We start from the raw sequence: 24,226 nt of genomic DNA on the forward strand, positions 1-24,226 counted from the left end.
AAAACCCCCACGGCCTGACGGCCACCACGATGGATGAAAATGGGGACTTGTAATTTTGAAGTTCTTCTGAGCAAATAAAGATAGGCAGATCAAAGGTCGAATTTTTTTTGGTGAGTCACATCCCGTACAGAAAACGGGCCTATTGCAGCTTTGAGCACCGCCGATTGTTGCCCTGAGCACGTGTACAAAAGTACACTTCTCGTTGCTGCATGTTCTGCTGAATCCAAAAGCAAGGAAGTGAAGCTGGAATGGATGCGATTTTGGAACGGTGCGCAGGGTTGGATGTGCATCAGGAAACGGTCGTCGCCTGTGTACTGGCAGGGCCACTCAACAAGAAACCACAGCAAGAAATCAAAACGTTTGGAACAACGACCAAGGAATTGCTAAAACTCCATGATTGGCTGTTGGAACAGAAATGTACGCATGTCGCGATGGAGAGTACCGGCGTTTATTGGAAGCCCGTATGGAACCTGCTGGAAGACTCGTTCGAACTTATCTTGGCCAATCCGCAGCGGATCAAGAATGTGCCGGGCAAAAAAACAGACATGAAAGACGCCGTCTGGATCGCACAATTGCTACGTTGCGGGTTGATAGAAGCCAGCTTCGTGCCACCAGAAGATATCAGGGATTTGCGTGATCTCACCCGGTATCGCCGGAAGCTAGTCAACGACGCGACAGCGGAAAAGAACCGTATCCACAAAATTCTTCAAGACGGGAACATCAAGTTGACCACCTATATCAGCGATGTATTTGGTGTTTCAGGTCGCGCTTTACTGGAATCAGTTATGAACGGCGTTGTTCTGTCACCGGAAGACGTGAAAACTATGGTCAAAACCCAAGTCAAGAAAAAAGTACCGCAGTTGGTTGACGCCTTGAACGGACGAGTGCGGGCCCACCATCGCAAGATGATCCGCAGGCATTACGACCATCTAGAGTATTTGGAAAAAGAAATTGCAGCTTTGGAAGCTGAGATCGAAGAACTGCTGAACCCTTACCAGAAGGAAATCGAACTGCTCGATACCATACCGGGGATTGATAAGGATGCCGCGGCGAGCATCCTTGCGGAAATTGGACCCGACATGTCGGTCTTTCCTTCGGAAGGGCACCTCGCCTCTTGGGGAGGATTGAGTCCAGGCAATAACGAAAGCGCAGGAAAAAAAAGAGCACGAGAACCCGTAAAGGGAATAAAGGTCTAAAGTCCGTGCTTTGTCAGGCAGCCTGGGCCGCTACCAAAACAAAAAACACGAGATTGTCCGCTTTTTATTACCGGCTGGTCAAACGACGAGGGCCGAAAAAAGCAAACATGGCGCTGGCTCACCTGTTACTACGAATCATCTTTATTATGCTGCTCACCGGTGTCCCCTATGAGGAACTGGGGCCGGATTATTTACCGAAAAAAGAGAAAGACGTCGACTTCTGGATACGAAAAATTCAACAGTTAGGCTACAAAGTGGACATTCAAGAGCTAGGAGACACCGGATAACCCCTATATTTCCCATTAGTTGGTAAAATTGACTTGTAGGGGGGCTTTTTGTGCCATTTTACAGAAACCTTCTACTCCGGTGCAAAGACCCATATCTTGCTACTTCGTGCATAGAGACATTTTCGTACAAAATGTGATGTCCTTGCCATACCTTTCGGGCAGCCAGATAAGTATGAAAACGATATACAAAATAGGCAAGATGGCCCCCCAGTAAACGCTCTTCCTTCTCGATAAGAAAAATTGTACCATCAGAGCCGATATCCCAATCAACCATCCGTATACGTGAAACACGATTTCATCAACCCATTCTTTCTTATTATCTGCAAGCAAACGGCCAAGTTATTGTTTATCTAAAATTCAAATTCAAAAGTCTTTCGCTTGTATGCGAACTCGAATCCCAGCTTCGCCCCTAATCGAAGGGACTCCTTATTCGTCTCGAGCGCCGACCAATGCGGGTGTAACCCGTGAGCGACGCAATGCTCCAAATATGCGGCGCTCGCCAACGAAGCGAAACCTTTATTCATGTCCTCGTCATGGTAGGTTTCTACGCTAATCTCATGATCTTGGCCGTTCACACAGCAGGAAAAACAGGCGCTAATGACGTGCCGGTCCTTCAACACGCAGTAGCCCGCCCCTTTGCTCAGAAAATCGTCCGTCGAATACCAGAATTCGTTCACTGCTTCGAAGAGGAGCCCTTCAGAATCGTTCTCGATTGTCGCTTTGTCGATTCTGCGAACGGTATACCCCGCCGGCAGCGGCTTTAGTCCGCTCTTAAGGGCATGGAAGCGTTCCGCGTTGAAGGTATGGTACCATTCATAATCCGGCTCGTAATCGCGGTGCGCAATGGCGCTCTCGATCGCTCGTTCCCAGGCTTCATCACTAACAACCGTCAAGAAATAAGTACCTCCGCAAGACTCTAACGTATCCATCTTCAACTGGTTATCGATATAGTCCGGCAGCAGGCGAAAAAAGTCCTCGTTCGTATGCTCCCCAATAAACAGGGTTATCGTACCGATGACGTCGATCATGGCCGTACGCGGGTGTTCCGGGTTGTCCACGTACACGGTGCCGCGGTTGGTTCCGTTAATAATTGCGTTTAAAGTCAGGTCATTTTGCTGCTCGTTTTTGAGCAATGGCCTTATTTTCTCATAATCGTTTTTGTTAAGTTTGCAAATCACTATCGAGTCCACTCCTTCAATGGCAGTGTTCGGGAGAACATGGTTGCGATTCCATCCGGATGGCCATCAGAATTCCAAAATCGTAACCCATTCTCAAAATACGGAGAATAACTGAAAATCATTGCGCTTGATTTTGAGTTATATAAGCTTAGATGCAGAAGAGAGCTCCTTCGTTCATGAAAAATAAAAAAAATTCATGAGCCCCCGCCAACTGCACGTATGCTAAAAAAATTTGTAAGATTTGAGTCTGCGCTCGAACCGATCATCATTCGACACCGTCTATCATAGTGTAGATATGTTATTAACGGTAACAAGAGGTGCGAAATGAAAAAATATGGGTACGGCATTGCCACCGGAATGGTAATCGGATTAGTTGTCGCGATAACTCTCTTTGCGAGCCGTCCAATCAAACCGAGCGTCGACGGGAACGTCATCAGGACCTGTAATGCACTGGAAAAGCTCAATAGCCACGTAATAGATTCCGTCAAATCGCTTAGCGGAATCATCGAGGAGAAGGTAGTCTGGGTCGTCAATCGGCAAGCGGTGTTGATGGACACAGAGAGGGAATCACAAAGGATTCGGCTCGATCTGCTGGAAAAAGCACTTGCTCCCCACTCCGCCAAAGAAGCGGCAGAGTCATTTAATACCAGCATCAAGACACGGAATGGCGCGCTCTTGTATGCCATTCTCGATCCGCAAATTAGAGACCAAAAAATGGCTTCAGAGGTTGTTGAAGAGGGGAACTGGGTGATGGGCCTATCCAGTCCATGGGTGTCCAGCATTGAGATTGACAGCGAAAAGCAATTGGATAACTCAACCGCAGAATTCATCGTCCGTTATCATGTGTCGACTTCGACAAGCAGTGAAGGACCGTATTTCATTAAATTGACCGTGAAGAAGTTTGATGACAAGTGGCTGATTACGGACTATGAATACCTAGAGAAAGGAGAAGCTCCGACGTCGTGAGCTTGTTGGCCTGCCATGGCGGCATTTGTCGGTATGTTGAAATGGTAACGAATGACTACAAATGTGGGAACAAGACCTAGCTGGTTTAAAAGAAGAAGCAAGGGGCAAGCGGCGCGGTGAAGAAAATAATAACCGTTCCCGCTTCGTCCCCTATGGCCCAATGAGGCAATGAGGAGTTGGATACGGATCAGATACTCGAGCAGAAAAAAAATAAAAACCCTTAGGCAGTAAGGGTTTCGTCATTTATTAAGTATGGTGCGGTCAAGAGGACTCGAACCTCCACGGGTGTTACCCCACTAGAACCTGAATCTAGCGCGTCTGCCAATTCCGCCATGACCGCATATGCATGTTATGTAATGTTCCTGTCAAAGTCGTTAACATCGCATCAACAATCATTAGTATATCCTATCTAACATCCGATGTCAAGCATAAAACACATGAAATATTATTCTTCCGTGAAAATGTCTCCCGATGCGCAGCAGAGAAGAACCACGCCTGGAGAACGTGGTTCTTCGTCATTGAGCGGAAGCCCTTCATGCGCTCTTCATGCGCTCATCCTGCCGGCTTCTCCCCCAGCGATTGGCTTGCCGTTCATTGGAGAGACATCCGGTTCAATGCGGCATGGCCTTCATGCTCCGGCTTCACGAACCGGCAGCAATGGGGAAGAGCGCGCCCAGAACCATGGCGCCGATAATCGCGCCGCCGGCAATCGGCTTTTTGAAGTAATAAAAGATGCCTGCGCCGATCGTCGCGCCGATCCCGACCGGAATCGAGGCCATGACGGCCGATATGACGATAAGCGGCCCCAAGTAACGGCCTGCGGCGTTGCCTGCTCCCATCATGACGTCCGCGCCGAAGGTGGAATTCGCCGCGTTGATCGTAAATTTGCGGATCATAATAATGACCGAACCGACGAGGGCGCCCAGCCCGGCTCCCGTTACGAGCGCGAGCGGAAACGAAGTAAGCGGAGCGGTAATGCCAGCCCCGAGCATCAAGGCCGGGACGCCGATGCCGAGACCCGTCTGCAGCGCGCCGCCGATATCCAAGATGCCAACGAGCGGGCCCTCGAGAATGCGAGCGAACAAGAAGCTTGCGCCGAAGGCTGCGGCCGCGCCATAACTGCCACCCTTCATGCCCGCCTCCAGCAGCGCCACAATCGCAATATCGTTGAATGCGCCCACATGATAGACATAATAGAGATGCGTCCCCGCAAATATGCCGGAAGACAAGCAGGCGACAAACCAGACGAACGCCCATTCCGAATACCAAAAGCCTTGTTTTGCCGTCTCCATGCTAACGAACCTCCGATCCGAAAAATGCATGCAGATCAATGAGCCACTGCGGAATGTTCTCCACATGCAAGCTGTGGAGGAGTTGAACATCGAAGCCGCGAAAAAAAGCGCTCAATGTGAATAATAGCACAATCGCCGCGACAAGCGTCTTCGTAATGCGGTTCCAGCCGCTGTCGTCCAAGCCTTTGCCGACCAGTATCCCCAGCACAAGCCCCGGCACGGCATTGCCCATAATCATGTGAGCGAACCCGCCAAGCACCGTCGCCCACAAGCCCGGGCGCTTGCCGGCGTCCATTGCCGCGGTCCAGAACACGATCGGCATAATCGGATTAATGAGCCAATTTGCCGCCGGGACCAGCACTTGCGTCGCAACGGCTTGCAGCGATGCCGGAATGGCTGCTGCCGTGGAATTCAACAGAGGCACGAGGATAGCGCCGACCAGCGCTCCGGCATACGCCATTTTTTTCGGATTGTGCAGCGTATCCTCCACATTTTTATTGCGAATCATCAGGAGCGCGGCCGACCAGTTCGGAATGATGCGGTGATCCACATCCTGTGTCAGTCCGCCCGCGCCGACAACGGACGCCCATGCGTTGAACAGAAAGCCGAGTCCGAAAGAGAAGTGCGCCACGGGGTCGCCTTCGCATGCATTCAACTCGCCGAATGTGCGGAACGCTCCCATGCCTTGCACCTTCGGGGCGTGAAACATGCGCGCCGCGCCAGCCCCAACGCCGTACCCGACCAACAGGCCGATAATGATCGATTCCACAATAATCGTAACGGTTTCCATCGGAGTCCTCCCCACTCGGATGTAATGCTTGCAAGCTGATTACCGTCCTACCGAAGATGAAGAATGCGCTGGGGCGGGGACAAAGATTCCGTCTGCTGCTCGAACGCGATTTCGTCCAGCTTTACGGCGCGAATTTTAATATGAATGCGAACTCGAATCTCGTAACGCGCCCTTACTCTCGGAAAAAACAGCCCCAGAAACCGTTCCGTATAGCGGGTCTCCTTTGCCGACAGCACTTCGACATTTTGCGGCTCAATCTGCAGCAGCACATCGGGAAGCTCCTGCGTGAGCTTCCTCTTCATGGCGGAGAGCGCCTGCTGGAATGCCGCACCCTTCGAAGCTCCCTTCCCTTCGATCTCGATCTTCTGCTCCCATACGTGAAACATCCCGCCTCACCCCCTATATTGCTGAATATAGGCTTCTGTCAGCCTTCGGCCCAGTTCCTCCACATCCATGAAGCCGAAGCCAATCACCCTCTTGCCTTCCCGAATGGCCGTAACGCCCGCATCAATGGAACGCAGGCCGAATTCCATCGGATACTTATATTTCGTGTTGGCCGTAACCGCTCCGGCTCCCCCGCTGCCGCAGAACGAGATGCCGAAGTCCGCCTGCTCCGCGTGCATCACGTCGCCGACCTTCATGTCCGCCCCGACGCCAGGGATCAGGATCGCTTCCCCGCCGGCCGCCTCTACTCCCTTCGCCACTTGCTGTCCTTTGCCCAGCCGATCTCCAATCACGACTTTCACTTTGTTCCCCATCGTCTTCACCTCTTCTTATTGATTCCTGGCCGCTTCGAAATGAACCGTCAAATAAAAAACTTCCGCATCATCAATCGCTTGCTCCGCGAGTTCCCCGTAACTTCGCAGCGTGCAGCGACTTAGCTGCGCCAGTTCCGGACTCACCTCGTCCAACATCGATTCCTCCAGCTCGGGCAGTGACTCTTCTCGCTTCCATCTGCGCGCGAACCCGAGCAAATGGATGGCAATGACGAGCAGGCGGTCATCCGTCAGCGGCAAGCCGATCCCTTCACTCCCTGCTAGCAGGCAGTGAAGCATCGGTCGCAGCTCTTCCAGTTCGTCCGGGTCTGCCTTCGTCTTGGCAGGGATATCATGAAGTATTCGTTCGATTCTGTCCATCTGCTGATCGCTCTCCATCATTCAAGTTGTCGTTACATGGTTCCAAATATCTGAGAATGGCAAAAACCTCTCCCCCTGAAGCGCTTACATTTCGTTCTCTAAGCATCTGTTCGATCTCTTCCTTCATCGCCCGCCGCGTTTCATCCAGTATCGGAAGCTCTTTGCTGTCCGCGAAGGATCGGCCGCATGCGGCCCGGTTCACCATGAACATCATGTGAAGCCGCAGCCCTTCCTCCCGTTCCTCCGACAGATAACGCTTGAAGCGCGCGATGACGGCTCTCGACAATTCATAGCCCGTATAGATCACATCGCGAATCCGGCTTTCCAGCTCCGCCTCATGGCAAGGATGCGCCTTCGCTTCGCCGAAGATGTGCCCGCTCCCGCCCTCCTTGCGTGACGCGCCGCGGCGCAGCCGGCCAAGCTGCATGCGAATCGCCTCGATATCCCTGACTCCCGGAATCGAATGGACGACGACGACCGGAACGTCGGCCGATACGGGCAAATTGCTGATGATCAAATCGACTTCGATGTTCTGCAGCACCTTCTTGACATCCATCACCGAGCAGGTGGCGACGAACCGGATATGCTTCAGCTCGCTCTCGATAACCGTGGTGAGCAGTTGGGCCGTGCCTCTCCCTGTGCCGCACACGGCCAGCGCTCTCCACCGGTGCTGATCGATCCGGCGCTCATACGCCGTCTGGAAATGCAGCACAATGTACGCAATATCCGCATCGGTCAGGAAAATCTGATGCTCGCGGAGCACGTTCATGCACGCCGCCTTGACATGCCGGAACATCGTTTTGTATTTCACCATCACATCCTTCGCCAGCGGATTCGGATCGGCAACCCCCAAGCTATGCTTCGAGATGCGGCTCGACATATGTGCAAACAGACTGTCCACCAGATCCGGACTCTCTTGGAACGGGAATTGCATCTCCCGTTCCACCTGCCGAATCAGCTCCATCGTGATTCCATATACATCGGGAAGCGGCTTGTGCCGTCCTCCTTGGACTTGCGGAGCTGCAAGCCCTTCCGCTTGCAAGCCGATGAACCACACATCGCCGTCCGTCAAGGCCAGCGAATACCGTTCCGACAATGGCTCCAGTCTCGTTCGAATAATCGAATGAATCATCAGTCTGGCCTGCGGGGCGTCGGCGCAATCCGCCGGCAGCCGGCAAGCTGAACCGCTTGCCGATCGGCATCTCCGAATGGCAATGCACAGCCGGATAAAAACCCCGATCATGACGCGATCGGACAACGTTGCCTCAAGCTCCCGCTCGATATCCTGCACGATGTTCGCTACCAGCACGAACAGCATATTCACGTCGACAACGGACTCAAGCAAGCGATCCAACACATAGACGGCGAACGTGTCCGGCTTCCTCCGCAGCGCAACGCCCTGAACGATTTGCAGCATATCGGCTTGATCCAGTTGCCCGTAAATAACGTTTTCCAATACAATACGCCGCTCCTGCTCGCCAGCCTTCAGCTTGATGCCCCGCCGCGTACGCTCGATCGCAAGCCGATGCTCCGCGAGGAGATTCTCTGCCAGCGCCACATCCGACACAATCGTATTGCGGGTAACATCGTATCGCTTGCAGAACCGCCCGATAGGGATAGGTTCATCGGCGAGCAGCAAATCCAGGATGATGCAGGCCGTTCGCTCCCGTTGGCTAATGAAGCCCCCTTCACCCGCTTCATCCAATCTGTGAAGCAGCGCCATCCGCGCCGCATGGCCGCATTCCAGCCAAATCCCTTTGCTGGGACTTGAATGCAGCGTCATCCCCTGCTCCTTCAACCACATGCGAATCGATTCCAGATCGTACTTGATCGAGCGCTCGCTCACCTCGTACATGGCGGCCAATTCTTTAATATGGAACGGCGTATTCGCGAACATCAATGTCTTAAGCAAGCGGCGAGAACGCGTTGACAGTGTGATACCGCATCACTCCTTATCGCCTGCTAGCGGCACGAATCCATCATGCCTCCAATATCGACTCCAGCACGGCCGCGAGCGCCTCCACCGCTTCCGCTTCTTGCTCGCCATTCGCTTCGACGATCACCTGATCGCCCTGCTGCAGCGATAATGACAAAATGCCGACAATGCTCTTGGCGTTGGCCGCCTTCTCGCCTTTAATGAGCCGAATATCGCATGGGAACGCTTTCGCTTCTCTCATTAACGCTCCGGCCGGCCTGGAATGAATCCCGAGCGGATTCGCGATCGTGACCTGCTTATCCATGATGTGTCCCTCCTGTGCGCAGTCTGATCTAAATCAATGAGATCGCAACCGCCACGATATTTCTTATTCCCTGCTTTAACGGTATCGCACATTCAGGGCGCTGCCAAGATACAACCTCTTGCACTGTTCATCGGGAGGCAAATTGATCATCTCCCGAGAGGCGCGGACGAAGCGCTGGAGCATCAGGAGGCAGACGCCGGGGCGGACAGCAAAAAGACAGAAGCCGCTCCGTCCGCGCTGCCCGATGCCAGCACGAAGAGCGGCTTCTGCCTGGCCCCCTCATTCACCCAAGGCGTGCAGCGCAAGCCCTGTTAGCCGTCGTAATTCACGACATAAGAATGAAGAGCCGTATGGTAATACCCTACGCTATATTCGATCAGCGTGCCGTTCACGTCATAAGAATAGCGGGAGCGCCGCAAGAGCGGCACGTCCGCTCCTACGCCAAGCACCGCCCTGGCCGCGGGCGGCGCCGTCGCCACGGCGAACTCATCCTTATACTGGCCGAGTTCGATATTCTGCTCCTCCAGCCACTCATACAGCGATTGCCCGTCCAGTTCCGACAGATCGAGCGCTCCGGCCTGATGCGACAAATAATGAGTAAAGTGGATATACGGCGAACCGTCCAGATCATAGACCCGCTCGATGCATAGGCAGCTCGCCCCGAACAAGCGGCAAGGAGCGGTTCCCTCCTCGGCGCGGATGACTTCCGCCCTCATGACCCGCTTATGAATCCGATGGCCCTCCTCGACCAAAATTTCCGTAAACCGCTTCCACTTGGACAGCTTTGAGGCGGATGTATTGCGAATGACCTTGGTGCCTTTCCCGCTGCCCTTCTCTACATACCCTTCCTGCACCAGTTCAATGATGGCGTTGCGCACCGTTATTTTGCTGACCTGGAATTCTTCTTCCAGCTGAGGCTCTGACGGAATATTCGTGCCGAGCGGATAAACGCCGTGCAAAATGCGCTCGCGCAAAATATTGCTTACTTGTACATACAAAGGACGTTTGTTCCGTGACAGTTTCAAGACTACGTCCCGCCTTTCCCTTACTTGCTGTGCTTCCTTTTACCTCTCGACGTCGATCCCGGACTCTTCCATCGCCCGCATCACTTCCTGCTCGGCCGCCATCGGCGTGTCGCCTTCGATCGTATGCGCAAGCATGCTGGAAGCGGCGGCGAACCTTACCGTCCGTTCCGGCGGGAAGCCGCGGAATTCGCCATGCAGGATGCCGCACGTATAGGCATCCCCCGCGCCAATCCGATCATGCACCGCGAACGTTAACGGTTCGGAATAATAAAAGGAGTCCCGCTTATACAAAAAGCCCTGCAGCGAATGCGTCTGACTGTCCACAATCGTGCGATGGGTGCCGGCGATGACGGAAATATTATACTGCTTGGCCACCTGGGGAATCAATTCCTCCGCCTGTTCCCGCCGTCCGGCCTTCCCGCTCTTCATGTTCAGCGTCAGCATCGCATCCTTTTCGTTCATCATGACGATATCCGCAAGCTGCAGCATCTCCTCATAATGGGGCTTGGCCTTCCCATGCCCGCCTTCCCCCCAATGCGCCGGGCGGTAGTTGCAGTCGAAGATGACAAGCCCTCCCGCAGCCTTGACGGCGGCTGCCAATGCCTTCATATGGCGGCGGACGCCATCGTTCATCGCCAGCGCAATGCCGCACAGATGAACGGCGTCGATCCCGTTCGCGATATCGGCATACGGATACGCATCTTCCGGAGCGGTATTGAAGCTGCTTCCCAGCCGCTCCGTATAGGTGACCCTCCCCGGGCGCGCCCCGAACCCCTTTTCGAAGAAGTACATCCCCATATAGTTCCCGCCGCGGACAAGATAAGCCGTGCCGATGCCAAGCTTGCGCAGATGAGCCTCCGCCGCTTCGCCCAGCGGATTGTCCGGCAGCCTCGATACCAGATACGCCTCATGCCCGAAGCGGGCAAGCTGCGAACTCACGTTGACGCCCGTGCCCGAGAACGAATAATCGAGCCGGCTGGCTTGGCTTAACCGCTCCACCCCAGGCACGGTCAAGCGCATCATCACCTCTCCGAAGGCCGCAATCTTTTTGGGAGTCCGATCAGGCATAATAATCGACCCATTTCTTCATTGTCGCATACAGGACGCGCATATCCTCAACCTTCGTCTTCCCGGTTGCCTTATCGATGATGGAAGAGTAGACATGCGGAATGACGATCGGCACATTCGCTTCGAGGGCGATGCGGAGAATCGCTTCGAAGTTGTCCAGATCGATTCCGCCGGTCGGCTCCAGCGCAAAGCCTTCTTCGCCGCATGCCTTCGCCACGGCGCGCAGCTCGCTCTCGCAAGCAAGTCCGTCCATCGGAAAAAATTTAAGCGCATTGCCGCCCATATCGCGCACCAGAGCGATGGCGCTCTTGATCGGAACGATTGCTTGATCCGCGTGTGCTGCGCTTGCGGGACCCGTTGAAATATTGACGTAACCGGCCTGGCCCGTCGGCGAAACCAAGCTGTTGATCCAGGAATCCTTGCCGCCGAGATTGGCGCGGGTCGCGCCAACGGAAGGGAACACCTGGTTAATATGCGTCCCGCCGTAATGCTTCGCGATCTCCGCGACGACCGCCGCTTGGCGATTGTCGCCGGCGCCGAGCCCGATCGACACGGCCTCGTCAATCGCCGCGCCGTATTCCTTCATCGCCTCGACGGCCGCTTCGACCGTCGAATAGTTTTTGGACAGGACGCCGAGCAGCACATGACCTTCCGCCGCATCGAACACTTCCTTCGCATTGGCTGCGCTGTTGGCGAGCACATTCAGCGCCGCGCGTCCTTTGTACAACCGTTGATCCATCTTAGACATGAGCAGTCCCTCCCGCTAATTTACGAATTTGTGCCGCAATGACGTCGATGTCGTCCCCCATGAGCGGGCGCGGATCGATATCGAAATAGCCTTGTCTTGCCCCGTAATCGCGCGTGTAGATCGCAATCTCTCCCGACTTCAAGCCTTCGACGACCTCGGTGGCCGTCGTGCCGGCAAGCTCGGGATCAATCTGAATGCGCGCACGGTAGATAGCCCGGCCCGCTTCGTCTTGAACGATCGTACACGTGACGCCCTCGAGTTCATTCAGCGGCATCAGCTTGGCAAGCATCTCTTTCTCCTGCTCGCTCTTGTCTTCCTTCGCCATATACTCATCCAAGGCCTGCAGCAACCCGAATACCGATTCTTTGCCGACCTTCATGCTCCGTCCGATGCCGTGCAGTTGGGCTTTCACCCATTCCACGGCCTGCCGCTTGCCCGCCACGATGCCCGTCGTCGGTCCCTCGATCGCCTTCGAGCCGCTGTAGATCGCCAAATCGGATACGTTCACATATTTCTGCAAATCTTCCTCTGCAGCCGCATCGACGATGAGCGGCACCCGGTTGCGCTGGGCTACTTCCCACGCTTCTTCGACCGAGATCATATTTTTTTGCACGGCATGATGGGATTTCACATAGAGAATGGCCGCCGTCTTCTCATGAATCGCGTCCTCGATATGTTCGGCCCTGCCTTCATTCGCATAACCGGCTTCCACCACCTTGCCGCCGCCCAGATAGACCATGGTCTCTACGGGAGCGCCGTATTGCACATTGTGACCCTTCAACATAATAATCTCGTTCTTCTCGATCGGATCCTGATGCAGGCGAAGGGTGCGGCGGCGTTCCCCTTGCGTCACGATGCCCGCGACCGACAACGCGATTCCGCTCGAGGCCGAATTCACGATGACGGCCGCTTCGGAACCGATGAGCTTGGCGACATAGCTGCCTGCCTTATCGACGAGATCGGCAATTTCCACATAGCTTTGCGCACCGATCTTCATCGCCTCCATCACCGTGTCCGTCGCCGCGGACACGCCCAGGATACTCATGCGGCCGCTGGCATTAATGACGCGCTTCAGGCCGTACTTCACATGCAACGTACTTGCCATTTGCAAACACTCCTTTAGCTACAAGATGTTGATGTCCAATACGGACATCGCCTTCCGAATCCGTCAGCTCAATCGGTTCCTTCCGCACTTCGAACAGCGTCAAATTGGCACGATCCCCTGCCTGTATCCGGCCCAGCTCCGGTTTCTTGAGCCAATCCGCCGCATGAGTCGTCACGGACGCGACTACCTCTGCCAGCGAATAACCCAGATACAGGAATTTCGACATGACGCGGGCCAAGCTGTATACCGGTCCATTCAGCCGGTTGCCTCGGTAAATGTCTGAACTGATCGTATGGAGCGGAATATGATGCCGCTTGGCGGATTCCGCTGCCTTGAACGAGAAGCTCGCTGTCCCATGCCCAACGTCAAGATGCACGCCGCGCGCAATCGCGTCGGTCAGCACGCGGAGCGGCTCTCCATTATCCCGGAACAAGTTATTCGCTTTGCCGTTCAAATAATGGGTAATCACGTCGTGCCGCTGCAAATATGGAACAATTTCTTCAATGCCCGGCGGGGCAGACCCGATATGTACCATGACGGGAAGCCCTGTATCGTCCGACAAGGCGCGCGCCTGCTTGAGCGGTTCGATGCCGCTGCCGCGCACGACGCTTCGGCTCATTCGCGCTTTGAGCCCGACGATGAAGTCCTGATGCTCCGCGACGGCTTCCCGCACCGCCGCCGGATCGATCCAGGCCAGGTCCGACAGCTCATCCGTGCGCATCAGCCCGATCTTGGAAATATTCAGCAGCGCCAACACATTCGTGGCGGCTCGCTCCGCCTGCGCCCTCAGATCTCCAATCCGATCCGCCCCCATGCTTCCGGCATCGACGACAGTCGCCACGCCTTGCTCCACGCCAATCTTGTCAATCGCGTCGCCATAAGGATCGAACTCTTCGAAGGCATGGACATGCAGATCGATCCAGCCGCTGGATACATAAGTCTCCGTATTCGTATAATCCAGAATATCGCCGCCGCGACTGGCGCCCGCTTCCGTAATGCCGGTAATGATTCCGTCCTCGACGACCAGATCCATATACGTCCCATCCACGCGTTTGAGGCCGCGCAGGACGATCCGCTCGGTCAAGTTGCTCACCTCATTTCGAATAATGAAGGAAATGATTACTTATCGTCGATAAGCCAAACATTATAATGTTTGGTCTCATCGTAGCACTCCACTTCGCCTGCGTCAATATAACGTTATAATGTTTTCATTTCCGTCATCATGCCGTCCTGTAACGGCTCACAGGCCGCCATATCGTCAAAAAGCCCTTGCGCGGCGCGCAAGGGCTAAAGACCGAATCGGTTATCAAGCGAGCACCTCGACGGTGAACCCGCCCGGGGCTTTCACATAAAATGTCCAGGCGTGGGATCTTTTCGGCGGCGCGACATCGAAACCGTCTTCCTTCAGCCGCTTGTTCATCTCGTTCACCTTCTCTTCGCTCTCCTGGATGAAGCCGATATGGAACGTCTTCGGGTAATTGACCTGAGTTCCTCTCATTAACGTGAGCACTAATCCGTCATCGTCAAACAGTACCGCAAAGGAATCGCCGCGCGGATCTCCGCTCGTGTCCATGGCTTGCAGGCCGAAATAAGTCGTCAAAAAATCGGAAGCCGCCGGAACATCAGTGACCGTAAGATTGAGATGATTCAGTTTACAAGGCTACACATCCTTTTCCTGGATATTTGTTCATCGTATCACATTGATGCAAATGATAACCTTTGCGCGGCGACTCGTTGCTCTGCCCGTCACCAACCCGTCATATCGCTTGAACCCCGATGCGCAACCCTGCAATGCGATGCCGGCCATCTTGCTGGCTCCCTGATATGTTTCCCACTGTATTCATAATGAATATATGGCCCTGGCCATTATTCTTCATATTCCACATCATTATCCTTACACCATTCGATAGCTTTCTTTTTGTAGCACTCATCACGATATTGATACCAATCCTCTGCTATCCCCAAATCAATTACTTTATCCTTGAATCTTCTGAAAGCGCCTCTACCTTGTATAGCGTCCAATAAAATATCCTTTTTTCTGTTATCACGAATGGAATAACTAAAATCCTCCAGCATCTCGTATTCATTGATATCAAATTGTGTTGGCAACTCCTCATAATCCTCATCATTTTCTAAGATATCAATCGCCAGTCTTATATTTTCTTGCTCCCAATCCATTAACTTTTCGATCTCGTCATCCTCTATTTCTTCTGCGGTTCTAATATCATTTTCTGATACCGAAACTACCTCTCCAGTTTTTCGGCATAAATAAGTATAGGTTCCTTCAAATTGCATTTCCATGCCACCAATGATTTCTTGCAGTTTAATTTTCATCGTTCTCACCCGATTTTTTTGATTTTTCGATTCCAAATGTCTCCCCTGAAAGCTGCATTTATTCATAAAGCGATTTCATGTTTCTCCATTCATCTTCTAATATACTCATCTCAATCAAACTCCAATAGGAATCTTGATACCGTCTTGCATCCCTTGTCACGCCTTCTTGAACGAATCCCAGTTTTTCATAGCATCTTCGCGCTGATTCGTTAAAATCAAAAACACCAAGACTTATTCGGTGCAAATGAAGATCTTCAAATCCTATTCTTAACGCTTGCTGCATGATTTGTGTGCCGTACCCCTTACCCCGGCTGCTCTTATTTCCTATGAGCACCTTACCTATTCTTGCTGAGCGGTTATATCTTTCTATTCGGCCGATGGAAATATGACCAACTGTCTGATTGGTTTCCGTTTCCACTGCTTTATAAATAAGTCTGTTTGAACGCTCTACATCATTAGCTCCCTTTATATATTCGAGCAACTGATCCTCAGTCAGTGGATATTTGAATTCTGGCCCCGCCCATTGGAGCAAAAATGCTTCATCCCCGCTCCATGATATAAGTTGTTGAAAATCGGAAGGCGCGAAATATTGAAGCGTGATCATACGTTTCATCCCTCCTTGTCATGTGGTGTACATCAAGCATAATATCCGCCTCGCTTGACATATTGCCCATGGGCAGCGTAATGCTTGTAGATTTTGGAGAACACTCGATAGGCCATAAATTCGCTCTTCTTTTCACTCGTAAAAACAATGACCTTATTCAATGGTGTGTCTTTTGATATTTCCCCGCTCATTAATTTTGAAAGATCGACTTCCATTTCGTATTCCAAGGTTTGCATGCAATGGCCATATCGGTAGCGCGCGACGGTTCCTCTCTCTTCGATTAATTGAAACTCAATACAAATCGCCATCTTCCCACTCTCCTTGACCTTGAGACCACAATAACTTATAGATACTGGCTTCGGGTATCGAATAGAAGCGGATCCAGCTTGGCCCATGGCGTAAAGGTTGTCGTTACGGAGTACCTCTCGCCCGATTCCGCCGATCGATAGGCTCCGAACATAATTTCATGCACGTGGAGCTGCTGCCTGCCCGACTGTATCGGCTGCTTGCCGGTTCGAAGACAGTGAACGAAATGGGCGATCACGCTTTCGTGTTTTTGCTTGGCAATCTCCCCGCGCGGGATATGGCAATCCTCCAGCCCGCGCCAATGGACTTGTTCCGCATCTGGCATGGGCTCCTCCGTATGAACAATCAAGGGATAGCCGCTGTCATTGATCGCGATCGTTCCTTTTCGTCCATAAATAATCGTATTATTCTGTTTGAACGCCATGCCCCATAAGGAGCGAATGACGGCATGCTGCCCTCCGGCGAATTGGATGATGATCGTCACATTATCATCCACATATCTGTTTACCTTCTTCCCGTCTCCGACAATGCGGTTAGGAATCAGCGTATTCACTTCGGCCATCACGCTGACGGCCGTTCCCAATAAGCCGACGAGCCGGCTAATCGGATACGCCGCGCAATCAAGCACCGCCCCTCCATGGGCGATGGATTTATTATAATACCAGTTGTCACGCCATGGACCGGGAAGGGACAGCTGCGCTTCGGCCCCCGTAATCTTGCCGATATAGCGCTCATTCACAAACTCGGATGCAGCTAAGAAGACGGGATGCAAATCAAATGGCAAACTCATGAAGATAGCGCCCTTGTCCTCGGCAAGAGAGACCATGCGTTGGCAATCCTCGAAGGAAGTAGCCATCGGCTTCTCGTTAAGAACATGCAAGCCCCGTTCCAGCGCGGCGATTACCGGCTCCACGTGTAAGGAGTGGGGGGTTGTCACAACTACGCCGTCGAGCTCCTCTTCGTCCATCATGACCCGATAATCGTCATACCATCTTGGGATTCCATACTCAGCCGCTTTCCTCTCGGCATGTTCCATATGCTTGGCGCAAGTGGCCACAACACGAACTCCTTCCAATTGAGCCGCCTGTTCAAAATAGCGATTGCTGACATGTCCGCTTCCAATCATGCCTAAATGAATTGTTTTCATGGATAGCTCCTTCATGTGGATTAATCTGCACTCCGTAATGCGATGAAGTAAGCAAGAGAGCAACGCTTATTGCCTGTTAATCTCTCGCACTTTCGGTTCTGAAATCGTTACAACATTTACAATATGATCCAAACAGACAATCCCGTAATGAATATAAGGCCCCGGGTATTCTTGACTTGCAAACGTAGCATTCGATATATAATCTAAAAACCTGGATTTAGAATAGATTCTAAATGTCTTTTTGCCCTCAAAGCTTTCATAATCATCCCATGAAGTAAATGACTCATTGATTACTGAATACCCAATATATGTTTCAAAATCGAGCTGAATGATTGGGGCATTCGTACTTTCTATCGGATATGTTTCTGGTAAAATCACATCATCACTTAGTTGAAACGGTTCTGGCATCTGACTGGCCTCGCATCTATCAAAGGAGAGTCTCAAGGAGTTGCTCGAATCAAGCTCAGTCAGCCCGATAAAATTAACATATTCTATCTTCATTAAGTCTCTATAGTCCATTGTCTCACCTCTTTTTTATTCCGGCGGAACCCCACCCCGAAACAGACTTCGGCTATGTCCCTGAGAGAGACGGTTCGCTTTTCGAAGCTGTTGTATTTTTTCGCCCAATGTCATGCCAAAACCTCCTTGCCATGGATAGCTTTATTAGAGCGGCATGACCGGTTGCACTCTATCAACATCTAAAACCGCCCCCGATTGCTTAATCAGGGGCGGTGGCAGTCTGGTTAGCCATCGTCTTGAATCTAGGTTTGACGCTAGCGTTTCATGTTTGATAAGATGAATGTCCTGAACAAATGGAAATCTATTCATCTATTATGAATTATGCTTGCGAGGATGGTGTTGGCGTTGGAAGACACAATCAAGATCATAAAGTATGATGCAAATTGGATTCACGCTTTCCAACTGGAAAAAAGCAGGATATCTTCGTTTCTTAAAGGCGAAGCAATGGCAATCGAGCACGTCGGAAGCACGTCAATTCCCAGGTCAGGATGCCAAGCCAATCATAGATATTTTCATTGGCGTGTCGCCTTTTCGCGAGTTGTCATATTACCAATCCGTTTTTGACGCTGCGCACTATAAATATGTCCATGCAGGAATGAATGGAAGATATTTATTTTCCAAATTTTCAGGCGGAAGATGGACTCACAATATCCATATCCTCCCGTATAACGATGAGTTCTATATGCGAAATGAGTTTCTTTTGCCTCCTCGCATGTTTAACGTAGCATTGCAGTTGGATGAGCCATGGAAACTGACGCATATTGAGTTTGACGATCAGGAACAAGCTTGGCACTTGCATCTTGATTTTGAGCGCGGGGCCGTATTTGCCTGTCCGCGGTGCAGCGCTGAATGTAAGGCATACGACAGTGAGATCAAGCACTGGCGACATCTGGATTTCTGGGACTGGAAAACCTTCATGCATGCCCGGATGCCTCGCGTGAAGTGTACCTCCTGTAACAAGGTGACTCAGGTGTATGCCAAATGGGCCAGGCCTCTTTCGCATTTTACGTTAATGTTCGAAGCCTGGGCGATGCGTCTGATGCGGAGGAATCAATCTCTTCCGGGTGTTCTTCCCAGCCATTGAAGCTTGACAAAGCAGGTCTGAATAATGCCCAAAACGTTTCTCCCACCGACATATGAAAAGGAAAGTAGACTAGACGATATCGAACCCTCTCCTATCAATTCTGGTTCTTTCCGCGACCTTTCCGCATGCTCTGCATTTGAAAGCCAGCGTTTCCTTTTCCATCACGCACCTGCTTTACCATGTAAAATATTTTGAACCGCTTATAATGTGATTATAAAGCATCATATGAATAGAGATCTCTCAGGCATGACCGAAAGCGGAAGTCCTGTTGAACTTCCGCTTGTTAGGCTCGCCAAATATACAACTCGGACTTCACGCCGAGCTACCACGCACTATCAAACGCGGCTTCCATTTGAGCAGCTTCTCTCGAGACCGCGAAAAAGACAAAGCGGCCTTTCGTTTTCAACACATGCTTTTCGATGAGAAAATATTCGTCCGGGCGATAGTCTTTAAACTTTACCGTCTGGGCATCGATTCGCTGCATTATGTTTTGTTTGACGCGTTCTGCCTGATCCGCATCTTTTACTTTGATAACCGCCAATTCGTCCGCCTTTACATTGGATGCAGCCGTATACAGAATAAAATCCTCCACTTCATCGGCATCGAGATGATACAGCTTGGTCAGTTTCTTCCGATCCCCCTGCTTCATCTCATCCAGGTTCACCGCCCGTTGGATTCGCTCCCCCACCGCGGCGGCCGAGGGCTCCTCCCCGGCTTGCTTGCCGGAACATCCGGCCAATGCGCCGATGACAACGGCGGCTAACATCATTAAGACGAAAGACTTCCAAGCCCCTTGTCTATATCGTTTCATTCAATCAACTCCGATAGATTCTGAATAGATGGATCTTCAAAGAACGTATTGACATTGTAGAGCAGCACCATGTCACGGATATCGTGCTGCCGCACGAGCGCCGTCAAGTCTTCCCCGTAATACCGGAGATCGACGACATAAATTTCGCTAAAATGCTCCGTTAAAAAGGGCAGCAAGCTATTGGCGTATGAATCTTTGACCACCAGCAGCTTCTTCTTTCCCTCCGGATGGGCCGTCGTGATTTTAATCAGCGCATGATTGCCGTTGAAAAACACCGTATACTTGTCCTTCTTGTTGAGATTGCCCAGCTCGTACAAAGACTCCGTCGTTCGCTGTTCATCGACATACTCCACCTTATAGCTCGCTTCCTTCTTCGGCAGATAGAGCTCGATGCTGTCTGGCCGGATGTGTCTGAATCCGCTCTTCGAATAGAGCGACCCGTAAAATTCATTCGTTACGCGCCGAATGCGGAAATCTTCCTTGTCCAGCGGGATGATCCCCATCTGCTTGCACAGCTCCCGGTAAGCGTAATAGGCGCCTGTCGTGGTCCAATGATGATCGGTTCGGTAAAAAATAGGACGTTCCCGTTCCGCAGACAGCGCGGGATACACATCGACGAAGCGAATAGTACCAGGAAGCGCCTGCCGTACCTTGTCCATATACGCCGGTTCATCGCCGGATGCGGCATAGGCCGGGAGCTTATCCTGGAGCAGCATGGCAGCGGTAGGCGCAAGCAGCATATATTTGCGAACGCCGGGCGTGGCAAGGTCGAACGCACGAATCGCCTCTGCCTTATCCTCCACATCCCTGTCTTCCGGCGGGTTGAACCGTTGAATGAGGAAGCCGTCCTTCCCCAAGTACACCCCGTTGCTCTCCATCTTCCCCATGGCCCGATCCGCATCGGTTTTCACTCCGATCCAGGCATCCCGGAACACGAATTGATCGGATACATACTTCTCGTAGTCGGAAGTAAATTTCCCCGCCGCCAGCGACTGCACCGTAAAGTCCGGCCACTTCTCCAACACCCGATTTTCCGCTTCCGAAAATTCGCGATCCGGCGTCACAAGATTCAGCACGGCTAGCGTGCCTATAAAGAAGAGCAGCAATACGGCCATCTCATACTTATAGATTTTGTCGTATCTGTTCATTGGCGCCGCCTCCTTCAAAAGCGAAAGTATAGGAATGGGTTGTACGTTTCCGTGACCAGATAAGCCGTCGACAGCGACAGGAACAGAAAGTACATCGCCGGAACGACGACAGCTCCTGCCATCTTCCCTTTTTCCCTGAAGAAGGATAACGCCTTCCGGGGAAGCGGCGTCGCGCAAAATGCCAGGACAATCAGCAAGACCACATTCGCGGACAGATCATAGAGCGCTTGACGGTCTGCCAATACATGCGTGCCGTACCCGAACATCGTCCCGATGAATTCCGCGGCGGAACCCAGATTTTCGAATTCGAACAAGACCCAGCCCATGATCACGATCAGAAGGGTATAGACATGCCCTACGAACCGAGGACTGCGCTGCAGCCATTTCAAGAGGAACAGCTTCTCGGCCGTAACGAAAACACCGAAATACAAGCCCCACAGAATAAAGTTCCAGTTCGCTCCGTGCCATAAGCCGGTGGCGAGCCAGACGGCGAACAGATTGCGGAACTGAATCAGCAGGCCCGACCGGTTGCCCCCGAGCGGAATATAGATATATTCGCGGAACCAGGCGCCCAATGAAATATGCCACCTGCGCCAGAACTCGGTAACGCTTTTCGATATATAGGGATAATTGAAGTTTTCCAAAAAATCGAACCCGAACATCTTCCCGAGTCCGCGCGCCATATCCGAATATCCGCTAAAATCGAAATAGATCTGGAACGTAAAGGCGATAATGCCAAGCCAGGCCGACAATACGCTTAACTCTTCTGCCGGCGCCGCCTTCACGCTCGTCCACAGCAAGCCGATATTATTGGCCAGCAGCACTTTTTTGGCAAGCCCTCTGATGAATAATTCCGCCCCTTCGCCGAACCGGTCCAGCGCCATCGTTCGGGAGGCCAATTGTCTCGCGATATCGCCGTACTTGACGATCGGACCCGCGACAAGCTGCGGGAACATGGTGACATAAGCGCCGAAGGAGATGATATTCTTCTGTACGGGCACTTTGTCCCGGTATACATCCACGATGTAAGACATAGTCTGGAACGTATAGAAGGATATGCCTACCGGCAGCGGCAAATCCGCCGCCTGGATATGCAAATGGAATAGCTGGTTGATCGTGTCGATGACAAATCCGGCATATTTGAAGAAGCAGAGAATGCCCAAGCTGCCGGCGATGGAGCCGATAAAGACCGCTCTGGCGATCGGCTTGCGGTGCCGGTACTTCTCGATCAACAGTCCGTTAACATAATCGAATACGGTCGAGAAAATCATGATAAAAATATAGACAGGCTCGCCCCAGGCATAGAAGATCAGGCTTGCGGCGAGCAGTACCGCATTTCTAAGCCTCTTCGGCGATACATAGTAGATCAGAATCGTTGCCGGCAAAAAGAGGAACAGAAACAGGAGGCTGCTAAACACCACGTTCTGTCACCTCGCATAATCGAAAGATAGGCATGTTATTTCACTGCATCCTTCAGCGCATCCAGCATGAACGGATAGAACCCGGCTTTAAAATGGATGCCGTCCTCATCATACAGATCAGGATGGTCGGCAATGATCGGAGATACATCGACAAATCCGACCTGCTCCTTCTCCGCCAGCTCTTTCAAGCCTTGATTATAATCCCTTATATTTTTGTAACGGGGCTCTTCCTTCTCCCGCTCAGCCGTAACCGGGGTTACCGATAAGATCGTGATTTTGGCCTGCGGAAGCTTTTCCTTGATCGAGCCGATCAAGGTGGCGTAATGCGCCAACGAGTAGACCTTCGGATCATCCGTAGGCCATAGGATATCGTCCGATCCCAATTGAATAAAAACATGTTTCGGGCTCCGTTTCGTCAACTCGCCGATATCCTCGAGCGCGAATTCGGCCGTTTTGCCAGCGCCTGCCAGCACATTCGCCTCATCCAGCACATCATGGAAGGACAGCCCCTCGGTAATCGAGTCCCCCAGAAATACGCTGTCTTGAAAAATCGATGGGTAGGAAGCCTCGGTTGACTTGGCAGATCCGCCCTCCTGTTGTTGCGCTTGAGGCGGCGGATTTTGCGGATGTTGGCTGCCGGACTCCTGTCCGCATGCGGCCAAGGTGAATACGATGCTCCCGATCAACAGTGCAGAGATTAATTTCGGTGTCATATTCCTCTCCCTTTCTTCATTATCAAGACGTCTTGCATCCGTCCGGAACGGAGCCGGGCTGCGGTTCCCTCCGTTCCCGTTACAAGCGATGATCCTTCTGGAAATTCAGGTGAAAATGCTTGGCCTCATCGTACACTCCGAAGCTGTACCCTTCTTGTTGGTAGAAGGCGATGATCTCCGGGAGAACCTGCAGCGTTTGCGGCTTCTCATGCATGAGCACGACTTCCAGCTCGTCTGTCGTCGCTTTTTTAATGTTCTCGACAATCTGCTCCGGGCGATCCTTCAGATCCCAGTCGTTCGAGTCAATGGTCCAATCCCAGATTTTGATCCCGTCATCCGCGATTTGATCGCGAAGCTGCTGATTTTCCAATCCCGGAGCCGAGCCGTAAGGCGGACGCACCAAATGCGGATTCTCGCCCGTAATATCATGGATGAGCGATAAGGTTTCTCTCATCTCCGGGACGAATTGTCCCTCTTCGTACAGCTTTTTATATTGATGAGTCATGCTATGGCCGCCGACATAATGCCCTTCACGCACCGCGCGCTTCACAGCGCTTTGCCAGCTGCGGCGTCCCAGGTTGGTTCCCTGCATAAAAAAAGTGGCCTTGACGCCGTGCCGCTGCAAAACGTCCAGAAACTTCCCGGTCAATTCGCTCGGACCGTCGTCGAAGGTTAAATAAACGATTTTCCCTTGCGGCCGGGCGTCGCTGCTGTTCGCCGCCGCTTGATAGCCCTGTCCTTGTTGCTTCGCCGTCGCCGTCTCCAGCAACGATGTAAATTTCATGAAGCAAAAGACGAGCAGCGCAACGGCCGCCAGTCCTGCGATAAATCGGCCTCGTTTCTTCTTTCTCGACCTTCCTTCCCTCGTGCTTCGCTCAAGGTTTGTTCGTGCTGTCATGTTCCATCCATCCCCTCTCACACTAGACAGAATAATAGAGAGAGATAAAGATAAAATGCAGATGAAATAAAGATTGCTTGATAAACCACAGAGGCCGGGAATCCTGCAGCATGCCCTTGAACGCAAATCGAGTAGGAGGGGGCGCCTAGCCCCCGACCTCTCACACCACCGTACATACCGTTCGGTATACGGCGGTTCATGTTATATTCC

The 24,226-nt window shown here is 52.2% G+C and carries 28 protein-coding genes, 1 tRNA gene and 1 pseudogene; 5 read left to right on the forward strand and 25 right to left on the reverse strand.

The features are described 5' to 3' along the window. The first annotated feature begins 248 nt into the window (after positions 1–248). Positions 249–1,483, forward strand: a pseudogene (locus ABD76_RS25865) (IS110 family RNA-guided transposase). 350 nt (positions 1,484–1,833) lie between these two features. Here the strand turns inward: ABD76_RS25865 and ABD76_RS25870 are convergent. Further along, on the reverse strand, positions 1,834–2,661 hold the full coding sequence (locus ABD76_RS25870; RefSeq protein ID WP_197259834.1) for a GNAT family N-acetyltransferase: 828 nt from the start codon (positions 2,659–2,661) through the stop codon (positions 1,834–1,836). Between the two features lie 324 nt (positions 2,662–2,985). Here ABD76_RS25870 and ABD76_RS25875 point away from each other — a divergent pair, with 324 nt between their 5' ends. Next, on the forward strand, positions 2,986–3,627 hold the full coding sequence (locus ABD76_RS25875; RefSeq protein ID WP_197259835.1) for a hypothetical protein: 642 nt from the start codon (positions 2,986–2,988) through the stop codon (positions 3,625–3,627). Positions 3,628–3,880: 253 nt separating this feature from the next. Here the strand turns inward: ABD76_RS25875 and ABD76_RS25880 are convergent. The 8 genes from ABD76_RS25880 to ABD76_RS25915 all read right to left on the reverse strand — a co-directional run bounded on the left by ABD76_RS25880 (position 3,881) and on the right by ABD76_RS25915 (position 9,085). Next, positions 3,881–3,967, reverse strand: a tRNA-Leu gene (locus ABD76_RS25880). 301 nt (positions 3,968–4,268) lie between these two features. Then, entirely contained in the window at positions 4,269–4,919 is a 651-nt protein-coding gene (locus tag ABD76_RS25885; protein ID WP_111153110.1) for a DUF4310 family protein, read from the reverse strand. A 1-nt stretch (position 4,920) separates the two neighbouring features. Continuing rightward, the gene (locus tag ABD76_RS25890; protein WP_111153109.1) at positions 4,921–5,709 is read right to left on the reverse strand and encodes a DUF4311 domain-containing protein; all 789 of its coding nucleotides are present in this window, start codon (positions 5,707–5,709) and stop codon (positions 4,921–4,923) included. A gap of 47 nt (positions 5,710–5,756) precedes the next feature. Beyond that, positions 5,757–6,095 carry a DUF4312 family protein gene (locus ABD76_RS25895; RefSeq protein WP_197259837.1) on the reverse strand — a complete coding sequence of 113 codons (339 nt, stop codon included), beginning with the start codon at positions 6,093–6,095 and terminating at the stop codon, positions 5,757–5,759. Between the two features lie 6 nt (positions 6,096–6,101). Then, the gene (locus tag ABD76_RS25900; RefSeq protein WP_197259838.1) at positions 6,102–6,467 is read right to left on the reverse strand and encodes an SFCGS family glycine-rich protein; all 366 of its coding nucleotides are present in this window, start codon (positions 6,465–6,467) and stop codon (positions 6,102–6,104) included. Between the two features lie 15 nt (positions 6,468–6,482). Continuing rightward, positions 6,483–6,845 carry a PRD domain-containing protein gene (locus ABD76_RS25905; protein ID WP_197259839.1) on the reverse strand — a complete coding sequence of 121 codons (363 nt, stop codon included), beginning with the start codon at positions 6,843–6,845 and terminating at the stop codon, positions 6,483–6,485. Further along, positions 6,817–8,757 (reverse strand): BglG family transcription antiterminator, encoded by a 1,941-nt coding sequence (locus tag ABD76_RS25910; RefSeq protein ID WP_197259840.1) that lies wholly within the window; start codon positions 8,755–8,757, stop codon positions 6,817–6,819. The genes ABD76_RS25905 and ABD76_RS25910 overlap by 29 nt, the downstream gene beginning before the upstream one ends. A gap of 67 nt (positions 8,758–8,824) precedes the next feature. Continuing rightward, on the reverse strand, positions 8,825–9,085 hold the full coding sequence (locus tag ABD76_RS25915; protein ID WP_111153105.1) for an HPr family phosphocarrier protein: 261 nt from the start codon (positions 9,083–9,085) through the stop codon (positions 8,825–8,827). Between the two features lie 36 nt (positions 9,086–9,121). Between ABD76_RS25915 and ABD76_RS25920 the strand changes: the two genes are divergently transcribed. Next, positions 9,122–9,400, forward strand: a complete 279-nt coding sequence (locus tag ABD76_RS25920; protein ID WP_197259841.1) for a hypothetical protein — start codon at positions 9,122–9,124, stop codon at positions 9,398–9,400. On the opposite strand, the gene ABD76_RS25925 is transcribed toward ABD76_RS25920, so the two are convergent. The 11 genes from ABD76_RS25925 to ABD76_RS25975 all read right to left on the reverse strand — a co-directional run bounded on the left by ABD76_RS25925 (position 9,397) and on the right by ABD76_RS25975 (position 17,941). Beyond that, positions 9,397–10,110 carry a GntR family transcriptional regulator gene (locus ABD76_RS25925; protein ID WP_197259842.1) on the reverse strand — a complete coding sequence of 238 codons (714 nt, stop codon included), beginning with the start codon at positions 10,108–10,110 and terminating at the stop codon, positions 9,397–9,399. The genes ABD76_RS25920 and ABD76_RS25925 overlap by 4 nt on opposite strands. A 39-nt stretch (positions 10,111–10,149) precedes the next feature. After that, positions 10,150–11,178, reverse strand: a complete 1,029-nt coding sequence (locus ABD76_RS25930; protein WP_197259843.1) for a sugar kinase — start codon at positions 11,176–11,178, stop codon at positions 10,150–10,152. Next, positions 11,171–11,926, reverse strand: a complete 756-nt coding sequence (gene dagF, locus ABD76_RS25935; RefSeq protein WP_197259844.1) for a 2-dehydro-3-deoxy-phosphogluconate aldolase — start codon at positions 11,924–11,926, stop codon at positions 11,171–11,173. The genes ABD76_RS25930 and dagF overlap by 8 nt, the downstream gene beginning before the upstream one ends. Then, positions 11,919–13,031 (reverse strand): DgaE family pyridoxal phosphate-dependent ammonia lyase, encoded by a 1,113-nt coding sequence (locus tag ABD76_RS25940; protein ID WP_197259845.1) that lies wholly within the window; start codon positions 13,029–13,031, stop codon positions 11,919–11,921. Before ABD76_RS25940 ends, dagF begins: the two co-directional genes overlap by 8 nt. Next, positions 12,985–14,115, reverse strand: coding sequence for an amidohydrolase/deacetylase family metallohydrolase (locus ABD76_RS25945; RefSeq protein WP_197259846.1), 1,131 nt, complete (start codon positions 14,113–14,115; stop codon positions 12,985–12,987). Before ABD76_RS25945 ends, ABD76_RS25940 begins: the two co-directional genes overlap by 47 nt. A gap of 222 nt (positions 14,116–14,337) precedes the next feature. Then, complete coding sequence (locus tag ABD76_RS25950) at positions 14,338–14,682, reverse strand: VOC family protein (protein WP_197259857.1); 345 nt, start codon at positions 14,680–14,682, stop codon at positions 14,338–14,340. A 215-nt stretch (positions 14,683–14,897) separates the two neighbouring features. Beyond that, positions 14,898–15,365, reverse strand: a complete 468-nt coding sequence (locus tag ABD76_RS25955; protein WP_197259847.1) for a UPF0158 family protein — start codon at positions 15,363–15,365, stop codon at positions 14,898–14,900. Positions 15,366–15,423: 58 nt separating this feature from the next. After that, positions 15,424–15,969: a GNAT family N-acetyltransferase gene (locus ABD76_RS25960; RefSeq protein ID WP_197259848.1), complete on the reverse strand. Its 546-nt coding sequence runs from the start codon at positions 15,967–15,969 to the stop codon at positions 15,424–15,426. A 32-nt stretch (positions 15,970–16,001) separates the two neighbouring features. Continuing rightward, positions 16,002–16,277, reverse strand: coding sequence for a hypothetical protein (locus ABD76_RS25965; protein ID WP_197259849.1), 276 nt, complete (start codon positions 16,275–16,277; stop codon positions 16,002–16,004). A gap of 35 nt (positions 16,278–16,312) precedes the next feature. After that, positions 16,313–17,422, reverse strand: coding sequence for a Gfo/Idh/MocA family protein (locus ABD76_RS25970; RefSeq protein ID WP_197259850.1), 1,110 nt, complete (start codon positions 17,420–17,422; stop codon positions 16,313–16,315). 66 nt (positions 17,423–17,488) lie between these two features. Then, a complete protein-coding gene (locus ABD76_RS25975; RefSeq protein ID WP_197259851.1) occupies positions 17,489–17,941 on the reverse strand; it encodes a hypothetical protein in 453 nt (150 codons plus the stop codon). 333 nt (positions 17,942–18,274) lie between these two features. Between ABD76_RS25975 and ABD76_RS31095 the strand changes: the two genes are divergently transcribed. Further along, positions 18,275–18,505: a GrpB family protein gene (locus ABD76_RS31095; RefSeq protein WP_420901975.1), complete on the forward strand. Its 231-nt coding sequence runs from the start codon at positions 18,275–18,277 to the stop codon at positions 18,503–18,505. Continuing rightward, complete coding sequence (locus ABD76_RS30295; protein WP_420901976.1) at positions 18,462–19,025, forward strand: transposase family protein; 564 nt, start codon at positions 18,462–18,464, stop codon at positions 19,023–19,025. The genes ABD76_RS31095 and ABD76_RS30295 overlap by 44 nt, the downstream gene beginning before the upstream one ends. Before the next feature lie 322 nt (positions 19,026–19,347). On the opposite strand, the gene ABD76_RS25985 is transcribed toward ABD76_RS30295, so the two are convergent. The 5 genes from ABD76_RS25985 to ABD76_RS26005 all read right to left on the reverse strand — a co-directional run bounded on the left by ABD76_RS25985 (position 19,348) and on the right by ABD76_RS26005 (position 24,016). After that, complete coding sequence (locus ABD76_RS25985) at positions 19,348–19,836, reverse strand: DUF4358 domain-containing protein (protein ID WP_197259852.1); 489 nt, start codon at positions 19,834–19,836, stop codon at positions 19,348–19,350. Then, positions 19,833–20,984 (reverse strand): DHHW family protein, encoded by a 1,152-nt coding sequence (locus ABD76_RS25990; protein ID WP_197259853.1) that lies wholly within the window; start codon positions 20,982–20,984, stop codon positions 19,833–19,835. Before ABD76_RS25990 ends, ABD76_RS25985 begins: the two co-directional genes overlap by 4 nt. Positions 20,985–20,998: 14 nt before the next feature. Further along, the gene (locus ABD76_RS25995; protein ID WP_197259854.1) at positions 20,999–22,405 is read right to left on the reverse strand and encodes an MBOAT family O-acyltransferase; all 1,407 of its coding nucleotides are present in this window, start codon (positions 22,403–22,405) and stop codon (positions 20,999–21,001) included. Between the two features lie 35 nt (positions 22,406–22,440). Further along, complete coding sequence (locus tag ABD76_RS26000; protein WP_197259855.1) at positions 22,441–23,118, reverse strand: GDSL-type esterase/lipase family protein; 678 nt, start codon at positions 23,116–23,118, stop codon at positions 22,441–22,443. Between the two features lie 79 nt (positions 23,119–23,197). Beyond that, on the reverse strand, positions 23,198–24,016 hold the full coding sequence (locus ABD76_RS26005) for a polysaccharide deacetylase family protein (RefSeq protein ID WP_197259856.1): 819 nt from the start codon (positions 24,014–24,016) through the stop codon (positions 23,198–23,200). Positions 24,017–24,226: the final 210 nt, after the last annotated feature.

Source organism: Paenibacillus dendritiformis (assembly GCF_015845845.1).
GTDB classification, from domain to species: domain Bacteria; phylum Bacillota; class Bacilli; order Paenibacillales; family Paenibacillaceae; genus Paenibacillus_B; species Paenibacillus_B dendritiformis_C.